A 14,553-nucleotide genomic window follows, 5' to 3' on the forward strand; every position below is an offset into this window, starting at 1 on the left:
GTCCGTCTGGCGGCGGGCGGCAAGCTGCGCTATCTGCGGGCGAAAGGAGTTTGCCCATGTCCGACGCCGCCCCAGACGCCCCGCAGCTTTACCTGATGACCCCGGCCGGCGCGCAGGCCTCGGCCCTGGGTCCGCAGCTTTCGTCGGTGATGGATGCCTTTCCGGTGGCCTGCCTGCGCATCCGCGCCGGCGCCGAGGAGGACGAGCTGGGCCGGCTGGCCGACCTGGCGCGCGAGATCGCCCATGCCCGCGACGTGGCGGTGGTGATCGACGACCATGTGGCCCTGGCGCAGCGGCACGGGCTGGACGGGGTGCATCTGACCGACGGGGCGAAGGCCGTGCGCTATGCCCGCAAGGAACTGGGCGGCGATGCCATCGTCGGCTGCTTCTGCGGCGGCTCGCGCCACGATGGGATGACCGCGGGCGAGGCCGGGGCGGATTATGTCAGCTTCGGCCCGATCGGCCGGACGGCGCTCTATCGCGGCGAGCCGGTCGATCTGGACCTGTTCCAGTGGTGGTCCGAGACCATCGAGGTGCCGGTCGTGGCCGAAGGCGCGATCACCCGGGCCCTGCTGGAACAGCTGTCCCCGGTCAGCGACTTCATCGCCATCGGACCCGAGATCTGGTCGTCCGACGATCCCGTGGCGGCGCTGAAGGCGCTGTGGGGCTAGATGTCGAAGCGTTCGCGCTGACCCGCGGCAAAGCGGCGCAGGATCAGCGGGTAAAGCTGGTGTTCGCGTTCCAGGACGCGGGCGGCCAGCGTTTCCGGCGTGTCGTCCGGTTCCACGGCAACGCGCGCCTGTCCCAGGATCGGGCCTGAATCCAGATCGGCCGTGACCTCGTGAACGGTGGCGCCTGCCTCGGCGTCCCCCGCCCCAAGGGCGCGGGCATGGGTGTGCAGGCCCGGGTATTTGGGCAAAAGAGAAGGATGGATGTTCAGCATCCGTCCCTGGAAGCGGTCGATGAACCCGGGCGTCAGGATGCGCATGAAGCCCGCCAGGCACAGGATGTCGGGGCGCGCGTCCAGCAGGGGTTGCAGCAGGGCTGCCTCGAAGGCGGCGCGGTCGCCCCGATAGGCGCGGTGATCGACGGCGGCAGTCGGCACGCCCAGGGCGGCGGCCCGGGCAAGACCGGCCGCGCCGGGATCGTTCGAGGCGACCAGCACCGGGCGCGCCGGGTGGTCGGCCGACTGCATGTCCTGAACCAGGCGGGCCATGTTCGATCCGCCGCCGGAAATCAGGATCGCGACCCGTTTCACGCAAGCGTCCCGCTGTAGCGCACGCCCTGCCCCGCCGTGACGCGGCCCAGGCGGTGGACCGTCTCGCCCTGCGCGCCCAGCAGGTCGGTCAGCGCATCCGCCCGGTCGGAGGCGACGGCCAGGATCATGCCGATGCCGCTGTTGAAGGTCTTGAGCATCTCGGCCTGCTCGATCCCGCCGGCCCGGGCCAGCCAGCGGAACACCGGCGGCAGGGTCCAAGCGGTCAGGTCGATGTCGGCCCCCAGACCGTCCGGCAGAACGCGCGGCAGGTTTTCGGTGATGCCGCCGCCGGTCACATGGGCCAGGGCATGAACGCCGCCCGCCCGGATCGCCGCCAGGGCGGGCCGGACGTAGAGCCGCGTGGGCGCCAGCAGCGCCGCGCCCAGGCTGCCCTCGCCAAAGGGCGAGGCCGCGTCCCAGCCAAGCCCCGCGCGTTCGGCGACCTTGCGCACCAGCGAAAATCCGTTGGAATGCACCCCGTCCGAGGCAAGGCCCAGCAGCACGTCGCCTTCCGCCACGCCGGCAGGCAGGGCCGCGCCGCGCTGCATGGCGCCGACGGCAAAGCCCGCCAGGTCGAAGTCGCCGTCGTGATACATGCCCGGCATCTCGGCGGTTTCGCCGCCGATCAGCGCGCAGCCGGCGGCCTTGCAGGCGCGCGCGATGCTTTCGACGACGCGCGCGCCCTGGTCAACCGAAAGCCTGCCGGTGGCGAAATAATCCAGGAAGAACAGGGGTTCTGCCCCCTGGCAGACCAGATCGTTCACGCACATGGCGACCAGATCCTGGCCGATGCCATTCAGCCGGCCGGTGTCGATGGCGATGCGCAGCTTGGTGCCTACCCCGTCGGTCGCGGCCACCAGCACCGGATCGTCATAGCCCGCCGCGCGCAGGTCGAACAGCGCCCCGAAGCCGCCAAGCGCGTCCATCACCCCCGGGCGGGCGGTCGCGGCGGCGGCGGGCTTGATGCGTTCGACAAGCGCGTTGCCCGCGTCGATATCGACGCCCGCATCGCGATAGCTGATCCCGTTCCTGGTCATGGCGGCGGCCCCCGGCTGAATGCTGCGCACCGATAGCGGAAGCCGCCATGCGGGGCAACGGTGATCGCCGCTTGACCGAATGGCGCCCGGCGATTAACCCGGATGGACGGCCGGGCCTGTAGCTCAATGGTCAGAGCAGGGCGCTCATAACGCCTTGGTTGGGGGTTCGAGTCCCTCCGGGCCTACCGCAGCCGGGCGCTGCCCGAAGCGTCGCCTGCCGCCGGTTTCGCCAGGGCGGGCCCCAGATCGCCCGGGTCGAGCGCCACGGTCTTCAGGATCGCATGGCAGGTCTGTCCGGGCGCCAGGTCCATCTGCGCCAGCGAGCGGCGCGTGATGCGCGCGGTCAGGCGGTCGGTCCCGAAGGCCAGCGTGACCTGCGCATGGGGGCCCGGCTCGGGGGCGATGGCGATGATCTGGCCGCGAAGGATGTTCAGCGCCGAGATGCCCCTTGGGCAGGTGCGCGACAGGATGACGTTGCGCGAATCCACGCGCAGGCGCAGGCTCGCGCCCGGCGCCGCATCCAGCCGCGTCACGAAGACGGTCCCGCCCGCCGTTCCCAGCCGCGTCAGCCCGTCGTCCTCGTGCACGATCACCCGCGCCGCCAGGACCGAGGCGGTGTCGCCCCCCACCGCGCCCGCGTCCCCCAGCACCCGGTCGGGAGGGCCGACGGCGACGACCCGGCCCGCCCGCAGCGCCACGACGGTCGTGGCCAGCCGCGCCACCTCGGCCGTGGCGTGGCTGACATAGAGGATCGGCACACCCCCCTCGTCGCGCAGGCGTTCGAAATAGGGCAGGATCTCGGCCTTGCGGGGCTCGTCCAGGGCGGCCAGAGGCTCGTCCGCCAGGATCAGGCGCGGCGCGGCCAGCAGGGCGCGGCCGATGGCGACGCGGCTTTTCTCGCCCCCCGACAGGGCGCCGGGGCGGCGGTCCAGCAGCGGGCCGATGCCCAGCATCTCGACCACCCGCGCCATGTCCGGACGGGCTGTCCCGCGCGGCGCGAACCAGCCACCGTAAAGCAGGTTCTGGCGGACCGAGAGATGGGGAAACAGCCGCCCCTCCTGGAAGACATAGCCCAGGCGGCGGCGGTGGGGCGGCAGCGCCCGGCGCGCGGCGCTGTCCAGCAGCACCCAGTCGTCCACCGCGATCCGCCCCCGGTCGGGGCGCAGCAGCCCCGCCACGGCGTTGACGACCGTGGTCTTGCCCGAGCCCGACGGCCCGAACAGGACCGTCAGCCCCGGCGGGGCCTGGAAGTCCACGTCCAGCGTGAAGCCGGCAAGGCGGTGCGACAGCCGGACCTGAAGCGTCATGCGCCCGCCACCCGCCGGGCGACGCGGCGCGCGAGGTATTCCGACAGGATCAGCGCGCCCATCGCGATGGCCACCGACACCAGGACCAGCCGCGCCGCCGCGCCCTCGGCCCCCGGAACCTGCAGGAAGGCATAGATGGCGGAAGGCAGGGTCTGCGTCTGGCCGGGGATGTTCGACACGAAGGTGATGGTGGCGCCGAATTCGCCCAGAGCCTTGGCGAAGGCCAGGATCGCGCCGGCCAGGATGCCGGGCAGCATCAGCGGCAGCGTCACCGTCAGGAACACCATCGACGGGCGCGCGCCCAGGGTGCTGGCGGCCTGTTCAAGCCGGGGATCCACGGCCTCGATGGCCAGGCGGATGGCGCGGACCATCAGCGGAAAGGCCATGATGGCGGCGGCAAGCGCCGCGCCGGTCCAGCGGAAGGACAGCACGATCCCGAACCACTGATCCAGAAGCTGGCCCACCGGCCCGCGCCGCCCGAAGGTCACCAGCAGCAGATAGCCCGTCGCCACCGGCGGCAGGATCAGCGGCAGGTGGACAAGGCCGTTGAGGATCTGCCTGCCCGGAAAGCGCCAGCGGGCCAGGGCATAGGCCATCAGGACGCCCGCCGGCAGGCTGGCCAGCGTGGCGACCGCCCCGACCAGCAGCGACAGCCGCACCGCCTGCCACTCCGCGGGACCCAGCCAGCCCGACAGCGCCGCGATCATCGGGGAACGGTGAAGCCGAAGGCCCGCCAGACCGGCGCGGCGGCGTCCGAGGACAGGTAGTCCAGGAAGGCCTGCGCCGCGCCGCTGTCGGCTTGCGCGGTCAGGGCGGCGGGATAGGTGATCGGCGGGTGGCTGTCCGCGGGGAAGGTGCCGATGACGGTCACGTTGTCCTGCACGACCGCGTCGGTGGCATAGACGATGCCCAGCGGCGCCTCGTTCCGCGCCACGAAGGCCAGGGCGGTGCGCACGTTGTCGGACTGCGCGACCATCGGCGCGACGTCCTGCCACAGGCCCAGATGGGTCAGCGCCGCCTTGCCATAGATGCCCGCCGGCACGCTGTCCACCATCGCCATCGACAGCCTTCCGCCGTCCAGCAACGCGGGCAGATCCAGCGTCGCGTCGATGGCCACCGGCTTGGCCCGGCCATGCGCGATCAGCACCAGGCTGTTGCCCAGAAGGTCGCGGCGCGTGTCCTGCCGGATGTCGCCCGAGGCCTGAAGCCGGTCCATCCAGTCGGGGCTGGCCGAGATGAAGATGTCCGCCGGGGCGCCCTCGGCGATCTGCCGGGCCAGGACCGAGGACCCGGCATAGGAGAGAACGGCGGTGTGGCCCGTTTCGGCCTTCCAGTCGCGGGCCAGCCGGTCCAGGGCCTCGGTCAGGCTGGCGGCGGCGAAGACCGTCACCTCGTCGGCCAACAGCGGCAGCGGCGCGGCAGACAGCACGAGGCAGGCAAGCGTTATCCCGCGCGACGCGATCATGGCCCTCTCCGACGGGGATGTGTCCGGCGGGATATAACGCCGGAAGCCCGGGACGGCGCAAGCCTTATCTTGGGCTTGCGGGGGGGACGCCGGGCCCTGCGCGGCGCCGGGATCAGGCCCGAAGATCGCGGCATGGAGAATGCCCGCCGGGGGACCGGCGGGCATCGGGCTTCACGGAGCGGAAGCCGTCCGGTTGCCTTCAGGCGTCCAGATGTTCGACCTTGGGCGCGGCCTTGGCGATCTCGATCCGGCGGGGCTTCAGGGCCTCGGGGATCTCGCGGACCAGGTCGATGTGCAGCATCCCGTCCACATGGCTGGCGCCTTCGACGCGCACGTGATCGGCCAGGGTGAACTTGCGCTCGAACGCGCGGGTCGCGATGCCGCGATGCAGGTAGGTGCGGCCGTCGTCCTCCTCGGCCTTGCGGGCCGACACGATCACGGCGCCGTCGCGGACCTCGACGTTCAGATCATCGGCGGCAAAGCCGGCCACGGCGATCGAGATGCGATAGGCGTCCTCGCCCGTCTTCTCGATGTTGTAGGGCGGATAGGTCGGGGCCGAGACGTCGGCAGACAGGGCGCGGTCCATCACGTCGGCAAGGCGGTCGAAGCCGACCGAGGCACGATAAAGCGGGGTCAGGTCAAAATTGCGCATGGCGTACATCCTTCACAAGCGATGCAGTCTGTGCCCCCGGTAGCCGGGCGGCGGTGTCACCGGCGCCGATCCGGCCGCCGGTGACCTGAATCTAGAACCCGCCAGTGGCGGTTCAAGACCCCCGGACCGCCTTTTCAAGCATCTGTGAACGGCGCTAGAATGGGGCATGGAGCTGCTGTCTACCCTGCCCTCGTCGCTGTCGCTGCCCGATCTGGGGGCGCTTGTCCTGCTGTTCGCGATCTGGTTCGGAATCGGCTGGTTCACCGAGCGCCCGCCTGCGGGCAAGCCGTCGGTCTCGGTCCTGATGACGCGGTTCCGCCGCGAGTGGATGGAGCAGTTCGTCACCCGCGACCCGCGCATCTTCGACGGCAACATCCTGTCCAGCCTGCGCGAGGGGACCGCCTTCTTCGCGTCTGCCTGCATGATCGCCACTGGCGGGATCCTGGCGCTGATCGGCAACACCGATCCGCTGCGCGGGCTGGCGGAACGGCTGGCCCCTGACGGGGCGGGCGCGACCCTGTGGGAACTGAAGCTGCTGGTGACGCTGTTCTTCGTCGTCAACGCCTTCCTGAAATTCGTCTGGGCGCACCGGCTGTTCGGCTATTGCGCGATCATGATGGCCGCGGTGCCGAACGATCCCCGCGACCCGGTGGCGCGCGACCGGGCGATGCAGGCGGCGGATCTGAACATCACCGCCGCGCGCAGCTTCAACGCCGGCCTGCGCAGCGTCTATTTCGCGCTTGGGTCGCTGGCCTGGCTGGCGGGGCCCTGGGCGCTGATGCTGGGCATCGGGGTGGTGTTCTACGTGACTTGGCGGCGCGAATTCGCCTCGACCTCGCGCCAGGTCATCATGCGCAGTCTGCCACCGCCGCGCTTGCCCGATCATGCCAGACTGCCAGCGTCAGCACCACCGCCCCCGCCGCCGTAAGCGCGATGCCGACATAGCCGCTCGAGGCCCAGCCCCAGCCGGCGGCCAGGGCCAGCCCGGCCAGGAACGGCCCCAGCGCATTGGCGGCGTTGAAGGCCGCGTGGTTCATCGCCGCGGCCATGTTCTGCGCGCGTCCCGCCACGTCCATCAGCCGGGTCTGCAACGGGATCACCAGCCCCGCCCCCGCCGCCAGCAGGAACGACGACAGCACCATCATCTGCCAGTGGCCCACCGCCAGCGAGGCAAAGCCCTGCGTCGCCGCCATCGCGGCCAGCGTGACATAGGCCGCGCGGATCTGGCCCAGGCGTTCTGTCACCCGTCCCGCGGCCCAGGTGCCCAGCGTGCCGCCGATGCCGAACACCCCAAGAGCCAGCGGAATGGCATAGGCCGGCGCGTCGGTGGTGGCGATCATCGCGGCAGTGAGGAAGGCATACACGGCGAAGAACCCGCCAAAGCCGATCGCGCCGACGGCCAGCAGCCACAGGACGCGGGGATTGCGCAGGGCCTGAAGCTCGTCCCAGGGGCGGGCATGGGGGTTGCCGCCGGCGCGGGGCGCGACCTTCAGGATCAGCCAGGCCGACAGCAGCGCGATCAGGCCCGGCAGGGCGAAGCCCCACCGCCAGCCGACGCTCTGGCCCAGCCAGCCGGCCAGCGGCACCCCGACGATATTGGCGATGGTCAGGCCCATGATGACCTGCGCGGCGCCCCGCGCGCGGTGTTCGCGCGGCAGGGCGTCGGCCGCGTAAAGCATCGCCACCCCCAGGAACCCGCCATGCGGCAGGCCCGCCAGAAAGCGCATCCCGGTCAGCGCCGCCAGGCCCGGCAGGGCCGCCGCGGCCAGGTTCATCACCCCATAGAACGCCATCAGCGCTGCCAGATAGCGGCGGCGCGGCAGCCGCGCCCCCATCACCGAGGTCAGCGGCGCGCCGATCACGACCCCCAGGGCGTAGGCGCTGATGACATGGCCCGCCTGCGGCTCGGATATGCCCAGATCGTCGGCGAAATAGGGCAGAAGCCCCATCGCCGCGAATTCCGAGGTGCCGATGGCAAAGGCGCCAAGCGCCAGCGCCAGGACGGCATGGCGGAAGTTTCGCTGTGGGGTCATGCGCGTGTTCCCGTGGACGTTTGCCCTAACATCACGCTGCGGCGCAGCGAAGGCAAGGCCCCCGCCCGTAACCCTGCCTTGCAGGAAACGCAACCGTCACAGGTGGCCGCGCCAGACCATGATCCAGATCACCGCTCCCGCCAGCACCATCAGCCCCAGCGTGACCGAGGCGGCGAAGCCGATCGCCCGGCCCTGCCAGCGCGACAGTTCCCCAAGCGGCTGCAGATGGGCGACCAGCGCCTGATGGGCGCGCGACAGGCCCTGCAGGTCAAGCTGGTGGGCGATCCTGGGCTGGGCGGACTGCTGGTCGGCCACCGCCAGCAGCCAGGCCTTCTTGCGCAGCCTGCGCGGCAGCGCCCCGCCCCGGCGGCGCAGCATCACCGCCAGCGACGGCCGTTCGCCCCGCCGGGCGCCGCCAAGACGGGCGGCGATCAGGCGCGCGACCTCGTCTGCCATGTCGCGGATGTCGTCGGGGCCGGTTGCGTGTCGGGTCATGGCGGCATCCTAGCCGCACTGGCAGGGCCGCGCCAGACGATCTAGGATCGCGGCCATGATGCTGAATCACACCATCACCGGCGCCTCCGGGGGACTGCCGGTCCTGCTGGTCCACGGGCTGTTCGGACAGGGCCGCAACCTGGGCGCCCTGGCCCGCAGGCTGGCGGAAGGGCGGCGCGTCGTCGCCGTCGACATGCGCAACCACGGCGACAGCTTCCGCGATCCCGACCACGGCTATCCGGCGATGGCCGAGGATCTGGCGCGGCTGATCGAAGGGCTGGGCGGGCGGGCCGACGTGGCAGGACATTCGATGGGCGGCAAGGCGGCGATGGTGCTGGCCCTGACGCGGCCCGACCTGCTGCGCAAGCTGGCCGTGCTGGACATCGCCCCCGTCGCCTATGGCCACACCCAGGTGCATCTGATCGACGCGATGGAATCCGTGGATCTGGCGCGCGTGGACCGCCGCAGCACGGCCGACGCGCTGCTGGCCCGGCATGTGGACGACCCCGGGGTCCGCGCCTTCCTGCTGCAATCGCTGGATCTGAAGTCGGAAGCCAAGGCATGGCGGCTGAACCTGCCGGTGCTGCGCGACCAGATGGACCGGATCCTGGGCTGGCCCGCGGATCTGCCGAAGGCCAGCTTCGACGGCCCGGTGCTGGAGGTCGCGGGCGAGCGGTCGGACTATGTCACCGAGGATGGCCAGGCGGCGCTGCGCGCCCATTTCCCGCAGGCCCGCGTGGTCCGCGTGAAGGGCGCGGGGCACTGGCTGCACGCCGACGCCCCGGAAGCCGTGGCCGGGATCCTGGCTAGCTTCCTGGACGCGGGCTGAGGACGCCCCAGCAGTCCAGGTCGAAACGGGCCACCCCGGTGTCCCCGGAGACCAATGCCCTGCCGCTGAAGGGGATCACCTCGCATCCGGTGGTCCGGGCGGCGGCTTCGGCCATCAGGCGGGAGATGTCGCGGCTTCGGGGCCGGGTCACGAAGGTCATGCGGATCACCTCGGCCCGGTCGTCGCGGTGGAAGACGGCGAAATCGACGCCTTCCAGGCGGATGTCGTGGCGCAGCGCCCCCGCCATCCGGGGCGAGGGACTGGCGCAGGCGGACAGGATCATCAGCAGGACAAGGCAGCGCATGGCGCGACCCTGCCACCCCCGGCCTTAAGAAGCCGTTAACGGCCGCCCTGCTCCTCGAGCCGGTCGGCCAGGGATTCGGCCCGCGCCGCCAGTTCGGCCATCGCCTCCTTCAGATCCGAGGGGATCACCGGCACCTCGATCCGCGTCGGGTTGGCCTGCAGCCGGTTCAGGTGGCGTTCGGCCTTTTCGGCCCGCTCCTCGAGGGTGGCGACCTTGTCGGCCAGCATCAGCCCCGCCAGCAGCAGCAGGCGCGGCTCGGGCGTGCGGCCGGCCTGCGCCAGGATGTGCCTGGCCTCGGCATCCAGAAGGGCGGCGGCGCGTTGCAGCAACCGTTCCTCGCCGTCCTGGGCGGCCAGACGGTATTCCTTGTGCCCGATGGTGAAATCGACCTCGGCCATCAGCGGTTCTCCTCGGTCATGTCGTCGTCCTGGGTTTCCGGCACGCCGCCCGCATCGCCGGCGATCTCGGGGATGGTGGTGGCGGCGGGGGCTGCGGCCTGCATGACCTCCTCGCCCAGCAGCCGCTCGACCTCGGCCATCAGGGCGCCAAGCTGCGCGGCCTCGGCGGCGCGGGCGGCGCGCAGCGCCTCGATCTCGGCCTCCAGCGCCTGGCTCACGGCCTCGACCGCATTGTTTCCGCCCGCCACCGCCTCGATCAATGCCCGGTTCGCGGCCGCAAGCTCGTCATTGGCGGCGGCCAGCCGGGCGGCCTGTTCGGCCATGTCGTGCTGCCCCAGACGCTCGGTCAGCTCGTCGATGCGGGCCTGCGCCGCCTCAAGCTCGGCGCGCAGATCCTGATCGGGGCCCGGGGCGGCCATCCCGCCGCGGTCGAGAAACTGGCCTATCCGATCCAGGGCGGCACTGAGGCGGCGTTCGCTGACAGAGATATCGCTCATCGGCGGTCCTTTCTTGGCGTTCTCCGGTTGTGGCATCGCCACCGCCCCATGACAAGCCTGCCGGCTTGGCGCGCCGGCTGCCGCGCCCTATAAGGCGGCGACGAAAGGATCCCCCATGCGCGAAGCCACCCTCACCCGCACCACCGCCGAGACGCAGATCGAGGTCGCGCTGAACCTTGACGGCAGCGGCGTCTATGACAACCGGACGGGCGTGGGCTTCTTCGATCACATGCTGGACCAGCTGTCGCGCCATTCGCTGATCGACCTGACGATCCGCGCCAAGGGCGACCTGCACGTGGACGACCACCACACGGTCGAGGATACCGGCATCGCCATCGGCCAGGCCCTGTCGCGGGCGCTTGGCGACAAGAGGGGCATCCGCCGCTATGGCAGCTTTCTGCTGGCGATGGACGATTCGCTGGTGCGGGCGGCGCTTGATCTTTCCGCGCGGCCGTATCTGGTCTGGAACGTCGATTTCCCGACCCAGACGATCGGCAGCTTCGACACCCAGCTGGTGCGCGAGTTCTTCCAGGCGCTGTCCACGCATGGCGGCATCACCCTGCACGTGGATTGCCTCCACGGCATCAACAGCCACCACATCGCCGAGGCCGCCTTCAAGGCCGTGGCCCGCGCGCTGCGCGAGGCGGTCGAGCCCGACCCCCGCATGGCCGGCGTCCTGCCATCGACCAAGGGGGCGCTGTGATGCGGGTCGCGCTGATCGACTATGACAGCGGGAACCTGCATTCCGCCGAAAAGGCGTTCCAGCTGATGGGCCGCGAGGCGGGGGCCGAGATCGTGGTGACGTCGGACCCGCAGGTGGCCGCCCGGGCCGACCGCATCGTGCTGCCGGGCGACGGCGCCTTCCCCGCCTGCCGCACCGCCCTGGGCGAGGTGGACGGCATGGCCGAGGCGCTGCGCGAGGCGGTCCTGGGGCGCGGCGTGCCCTTCATGGGCATTTGCGTGGGAATGCAGATGCTGGCCACCACCGGGCACGAATACCGCCGGACCCCCGGGCTGGACTGGATCCGCGGAGAGGTCCAGGCCATCGCGGCGCCGGGCCTGAAGGTGCCGCACATGGGCTGGAACGACCTGGTCATCGACCGCCCCCACCCGGTGCTGGACGGGATCGCGACGGGCGACCACGCCTATTTCGTCCACAGCTGGCAGTTCCGCGTCGCCGATCCGGCGGATCTTCTGGCGCATGTGGATTACGACGGTCCCGTCACCGCCGTCATCGGACGCGACAACATCGTGGGCACCCAGTTCCATCCGGAAAAATCGCAGGCGGTCGGATTGCGGCTGATCGCCAACTTCCTGGGCTGGAAGCCCTGAGGCCCGTTCCTTGCGATCCCGTAAACCGATGTTAACGCTTCGTTAACCCTTTTGCGCCTACGGTCTTCCGGGGCCGTCCCGGATGTCGGGCGCGGGTGTGGCGGGGCTTGGCAGGGCGGGGCTGACGGAAGGTCGGGGGCGACGGGCGCATGGATTACCAGTTCACCGTACTGACGGTCTCGCAGCGCATCACGACGGCTTCATCGGGTAACGGCGAACAGGCGCCCTGGTCCAACCTGCTGGGCAAGACCATCGCGATGCCGGGGCTGAGCCTGTCGAACATCACCATCCGCGACGACGACGAGCGGTTCGACAGCGGCCGCTATACCCCCGGCGAAACCGGGCAGACCCTGACCGCGCCCTTCACCTTTGGCAACGACCCCCAGCCCACCCCCGCCGGAACGCAGCTGGCCTATCACGTCGGCACCGTCATCCAGAGCCAGACGGCCAATGCGGACGGCCGCTATGACCAGTTCCTGGCGATCTTTCCCCGCAAGCTGGTCTCGGGCGCCTTCGGGGCCGAACTGGGCGGGCGCCAGTCGGTGCTGCTGCTGGCGATGCCGCGGCCGGACGGAACCGTTCCGGTCTTCAGCCCGACCACGTCCTACAAGGCGCTGAGCGTGCAGCCCTTCGGAAGCAGCTACGCCTCGATCGCCTATCCGAAGGTCGCCTGTTTCGCCCTGGGCACGCTGATCGAAACCGGGACCAGCCCGCGCCCGGTCGAACTGCTTCGCACCGGCGACCTGGTGCTGACGCGCGATCACGGGCTGCAGCCGGTGCGGTGGCAGGGCGGCTGTCACGTGACGCGCGAGGGGCTGGATCTGAGGCCGAACCTGCGCCCCATCGCGATCCGGCAGGGCGCCTTGGGGGACGGGTGCCCCTGCCGCGATCTGACGGTGTCGCCGCAACACCGGGTGCTGGTCCGCTCGCGCATCGCGCACCGGCTGTTCGACGCGGGGGAAATCCTGGTGGCGGCAAAACACCTGGCGGGCCTGCCGGGCATCGAGGTGGCGGTCCCGGAAGCGGGCGTGACCTATTTCCACCTGCTGTTCGACCGGCACGAGATCGTCCTGTCGGACGGCGCCTGGACCGAAAGCCTGTTCACCGGACCCGAGGCCCTGAAGGCGGTCAGCGAGGCCGCCCGGCACGAGATCCGGTCGTTGTTCCCCCACCTTCTGGGCCACGACGCGACCCGCCCGGCCCGGCGGCTGCTCAGCGGTCGCGAGGCGCGGCAACTGGCCGACCGTCAGCGCCGCAACCTTGGCAGGCGCCGTCTGGTCGAACCCTTGTGAGGCGGGATGCCCCGGCTTCGGCAGCGGTGCCGCCGCCGGAGCAATCCTGATTTCACTTTACCGTGATGCGCCCATCTGTGGCCGGAGTATAGGCGCCATCCTGCGCCCCCAGATAGGCGGCCGTGACCTCGGCCAGATCGGGACCGAAGTCATAGGGGTTCTGGGCCTCGGTCGCGAAGACCTCGTAGCCGTCCCCGCCCGCGCGCATGTAGTTGTTCGAGACGACGCCGTAGGTGGCCGCGGGATCGATGGGCTGCCATTCCCCGTCCTGCATGACCATCACCTCGCTGATCCTGCTGCCGGCTTCCGCTGACGGATCGACAGTGTATTTCAACCCGGCGACCTGCGCGAAACGACCTGCGGCTTCCTCGTACTGGCTGGCGCCGTTTTCCAGGGCCGCGACGACATCCGAACCCTTCAACTGGAAGGTGGCCAGCGTGTTCTGGAACGGCAGGACCGTATAGACCTCGCCCATCGTCACCGGACCCTGGTCGATGGACGCGCGCAGCCCGCCGCCATTGGCGATGGCGATGGTAATGCCCTGGTCCCGGACGCGATCCAGCATGGCCTCGGCCACCAGGTTCCCCATCTCGCATTCCCGGACGCGGCAGCTGTTGCGGTCGCCGTCGATGGGGGCCGCGGTTTCGGCGACGACGGTCTGGCGCAGTTCCTCGATCGGCGCGGCCATCTCCTTGACGCGCGCGGCGATGGCTTCGTCCTCGGGCACCGAGGCGTCCAGAAGGATCGGCTGCCCCTCGACCTTGGTCAGCTTTCCCTCGTCGTCGAAGGTCAGCGTCAGGTGGCCCAGATATTTCGAATAGGCATAGGCGGTGGCGACGGGAACCTGGGCGCCTTCGGGGCCTTCGACCATGGTGGGATAGGGACCCTCGGCATCCTCCATGTCGCCCAGAAGCGTGTGGGAATGCCCGCCGATCACCGCGTCCAGGCCCGGCACCTCGCGGGCGAAATCCTGATCGCGCAGATAGCCGACATGGGTCAGGGCGATGATCTTGTTCACGCCCTGGTCGGTCAGTTCCTGCACATCCGCCTTCAGGCTCTCGATGTCGTCCTGGAAGATCACGTTGTGACCGGGCGAGGCGGTTTCCGGCGTGTCCATGGCCAGGGCCGAGACGATGCCGATCTTCTCGCCCCCCAGATCCAGCGTCACGGTGTTCTCGACCTTGCCCTTCAGCACGTTCGACTGCGACAGATCCAGGTTGCCGGACAGGACCGGAAACTCGACCCCGTCGGCAAGCACCGCCAGTCCTTCGGGGCCATCGTCGAATTCGTGGTTGCCGACCGCCATGGCGTCATAGCCGATGGCCGTCATGAACTCGGCCACGTCCTTGCCCTTGTAGGTGGTGTAGAACAGCGACCCCTGATACTGGTCGCCTGCGTCCAGCACGATCACGTTGCCGCCCTCGGCGGTGATCCCGTCGCGCAGTTCCTTGACCTTGGCGGCAACCCGGGCGACGCCTCCGAAGCATTCTCCCGCGGCGATGGTTTCGGCATCGCAGGTGCTGTCATAGGCGTTGATCGGCTCGATCCGGCTGTGCAGGTCGTTGGTGTGCAGGACATGCAGCACGGTCTCGGCCTGGGCCGCGCCCGCAAACAGCGCCGCCATCGAGAACGGCGGTCAGAAAACGACTTGGCA

The 14,553-nt window shown here is 70.3% G+C and carries 18 protein-coding genes and 1 tRNA gene; 7 read left to right on the forward strand and 12 right to left on the reverse strand.

The annotated features are described in order from the left end of the window. Positions 1-56: 56 nt before the first annotated feature. On the forward strand, positions 57-671 hold the full coding sequence (locus ACZ1HC_RS14435; RefSeq protein ID WP_472700572.1) for a thiamine phosphate synthase: 615 nt from the start codon (positions 57-59) through the stop codon (positions 669-671). Here the strand turns inward: ACZ1HC_RS14435 and purN are convergent. Together purN and purM are read right to left on the reverse strand one after the other, a co-directional pair. Beyond that, a complete protein-coding gene (gene purN, locus ACZ1HC_RS14440; protein WP_472700573.1) occupies positions 668-1,258 on the reverse strand; it encodes a phosphoribosylglycinamide formyltransferase in 591 nt (196 codons plus the stop codon). The two genes, ACZ1HC_RS14435 and purN, sit on opposite strands and share 4 nt — an antisense overlap. After that, positions 1,255-2,295: a phosphoribosylformylglycinamidine cyclo-ligase gene (gene purM / locus ACZ1HC_RS14445; protein ID WP_472700574.1), complete on the reverse strand. Its 1,041-nt coding sequence runs from the start codon at positions 2,293-2,295 to the stop codon at positions 1,255-1,257. Before purM ends, purN begins: the two co-directional genes overlap by 4 nt. Before the next feature lie 112 nt (positions 2,296-2,407). Here purM and ACZ1HC_RS14450 point away from each other — a divergent pair. Then, positions 2,408-2,480: transfer RNA gene (locus ACZ1HC_RS14450), tRNA-Ile, on the forward strand. Here the strand turns inward: ACZ1HC_RS14450 and modC are convergent. From modC to ACZ1HC_RS14470, 4 genes are all read right to left on the reverse strand, one after another. Then, the gene (gene modC / locus ACZ1HC_RS14455) at positions 2,478-3,602 is read right to left on the reverse strand and encodes a molybdenum ABC transporter ATP-binding protein (protein ID WP_472700575.1); all 1,125 of its coding nucleotides are present in this window, start codon (positions 3,600-3,602) and stop codon (positions 2,478-2,480) included. The genes ACZ1HC_RS14450 and modC overlap by 3 nt on opposite strands. Further along, complete coding sequence (gene modB / locus ACZ1HC_RS14460) at positions 3,599-4,309, reverse strand: molybdate ABC transporter permease subunit (protein WP_472700576.1); 711 nt, start codon at positions 4,307-4,309, stop codon at positions 3,599-3,601. The genes modC and modB overlap by 4 nt, the downstream gene beginning before the upstream one ends. Continuing rightward, entirely contained in the window at positions 4,306-5,067 is a 762-nt protein-coding gene (gene modA, locus ACZ1HC_RS14465; protein ID WP_472700577.1) for a molybdate ABC transporter substrate-binding protein, read from the reverse strand. The genes modB and modA overlap by 4 nt, the downstream gene beginning before the upstream one ends. A gap of 199 nt (positions 5,068-5,266) precedes the next feature. After that, positions 5,267-5,719, reverse strand: coding sequence for an Hsp20 family protein (locus tag ACZ1HC_RS14470; protein ID WP_472700578.1), 453 nt, complete (start codon positions 5,717-5,719; stop codon positions 5,267-5,269). 166 nt (positions 5,720-5,885) lie between these two features. Between ACZ1HC_RS14470 and ACZ1HC_RS14475 the strand changes: the two genes are divergently transcribed. Continuing rightward, positions 5,886-6,647: a DUF599 domain-containing protein gene (locus ACZ1HC_RS14475; protein ID WP_472700579.1), complete on the forward strand. Its 762-nt coding sequence runs from the start codon at positions 5,886-5,888 to the stop codon at positions 6,645-6,647. On the opposite strand, the gene ACZ1HC_RS14480 is transcribed toward ACZ1HC_RS14475, so the two are convergent. Both ACZ1HC_RS14480 and ACZ1HC_RS14485 read right to left on the reverse strand, forming a co-directional pair. Next, positions 6,568-7,752 carry an MFS transporter gene (locus ACZ1HC_RS14480; RefSeq protein WP_472700580.1) on the reverse strand — a complete coding sequence of 395 codons (1,185 nt, stop codon included), beginning with the start codon at positions 7,750-7,752 and terminating at the stop codon, positions 6,568-6,570. The genes ACZ1HC_RS14475 and ACZ1HC_RS14480 overlap by 80 nt on opposite strands. Before the next feature lie 96 nt (positions 7,753-7,848). Next, on the reverse strand, positions 7,849-8,247 hold the full coding sequence (locus ACZ1HC_RS14485) for a hypothetical protein (protein ID WP_472700581.1): 399 nt from the start codon (positions 8,245-8,247) through the stop codon (positions 7,849-7,851). Positions 8,248-8,302: 55 nt separating this feature from the next. Between ACZ1HC_RS14485 and ACZ1HC_RS14490 the strand changes: the two genes are divergently transcribed. Then, positions 8,303-9,076, forward strand: coding sequence for an alpha/beta fold hydrolase (locus ACZ1HC_RS14490; protein WP_472700582.1), 774 nt, complete (start codon positions 8,303-8,305; stop codon positions 9,074-9,076). Here the strand turns inward: ACZ1HC_RS14490 and ACZ1HC_RS14495 are convergent. The 3 genes from ACZ1HC_RS14495 to ACZ1HC_RS14505 are packed head-to-tail and all read right to left on the reverse strand — an operon-like array spanning position 9,054 to position 10,275. Beyond that, positions 9,054-9,380: a hypothetical protein gene (locus tag ACZ1HC_RS14495; protein WP_472700583.1), complete on the reverse strand. Its 327-nt coding sequence runs from the start codon at positions 9,378-9,380 to the stop codon at positions 9,054-9,056. The two genes, ACZ1HC_RS14490 and ACZ1HC_RS14495, sit on opposite strands and share 23 nt — an antisense overlap. 35 nt (positions 9,381-9,415) lie before the next feature. Continuing rightward, positions 9,416-9,778, reverse strand: coding sequence for a cell division protein ZapA (locus ACZ1HC_RS14500; protein ID WP_472700584.1), 363 nt, complete (start codon positions 9,776-9,778; stop codon positions 9,416-9,418). Further along, positions 9,778-10,275 (reverse strand): hypothetical protein, encoded by a 498-nt coding sequence (locus ACZ1HC_RS14505; RefSeq protein ID WP_472700585.1) that lies wholly within the window; start codon positions 10,273-10,275, stop codon positions 9,778-9,780. The genes ACZ1HC_RS14500 and ACZ1HC_RS14505 overlap by 1 nt, the downstream gene beginning before the upstream one ends. Positions 10,276-10,390: 115 nt before the next feature. Here ACZ1HC_RS14505 and hisB point away from each other — a divergent pair, with 115 nt between their 5' ends. From hisB to ACZ1HC_RS14520, 3 genes are all read left to right on the forward strand, one after another. Then, positions 10,391-10,978, forward strand: a complete 588-nt coding sequence (gene hisB, locus ACZ1HC_RS14510; RefSeq protein ID WP_472700586.1) for an imidazoleglycerol-phosphate dehydratase HisB — start codon at positions 10,391-10,393, stop codon at positions 10,976-10,978. Then, on the forward strand, positions 10,978-11,607 hold the full coding sequence (gene hisH, locus ACZ1HC_RS14515; protein ID WP_472700587.1) for an imidazole glycerol phosphate synthase subunit HisH: 630 nt from the start codon (positions 10,978-10,980) through the stop codon (positions 11,605-11,607). The genes hisB and hisH overlap by 1 nt, the downstream gene beginning before the upstream one ends. Positions 11,608-11,756: 149 nt before the next feature. Beyond that, complete coding sequence (locus tag ACZ1HC_RS14520) at positions 11,757-12,899, forward strand: Hint domain-containing protein (RefSeq protein ID WP_472700588.1); 1,143 nt, start codon at positions 11,757-11,759, stop codon at positions 12,897-12,899. A 52-nt stretch (positions 12,900-12,951) separates the two neighbouring features. Here ACZ1HC_RS14520 and ACZ1HC_RS14525 read toward each other — a convergent pair whose 3' ends face one another. Continuing rightward, positions 12,952-14,523, reverse strand: coding sequence for a bifunctional metallophosphatase/5'-nucleotidase (locus tag ACZ1HC_RS14525; RefSeq protein WP_472700589.1), 1,572 nt, complete (start codon positions 14,521-14,523; stop codon positions 12,952-12,954). Positions 14,524-14,553: the final 30 nt, after the last annotated feature.

This window comes from Paracoccus sp. BR5-17 (genome assembly GCF_055693925.1).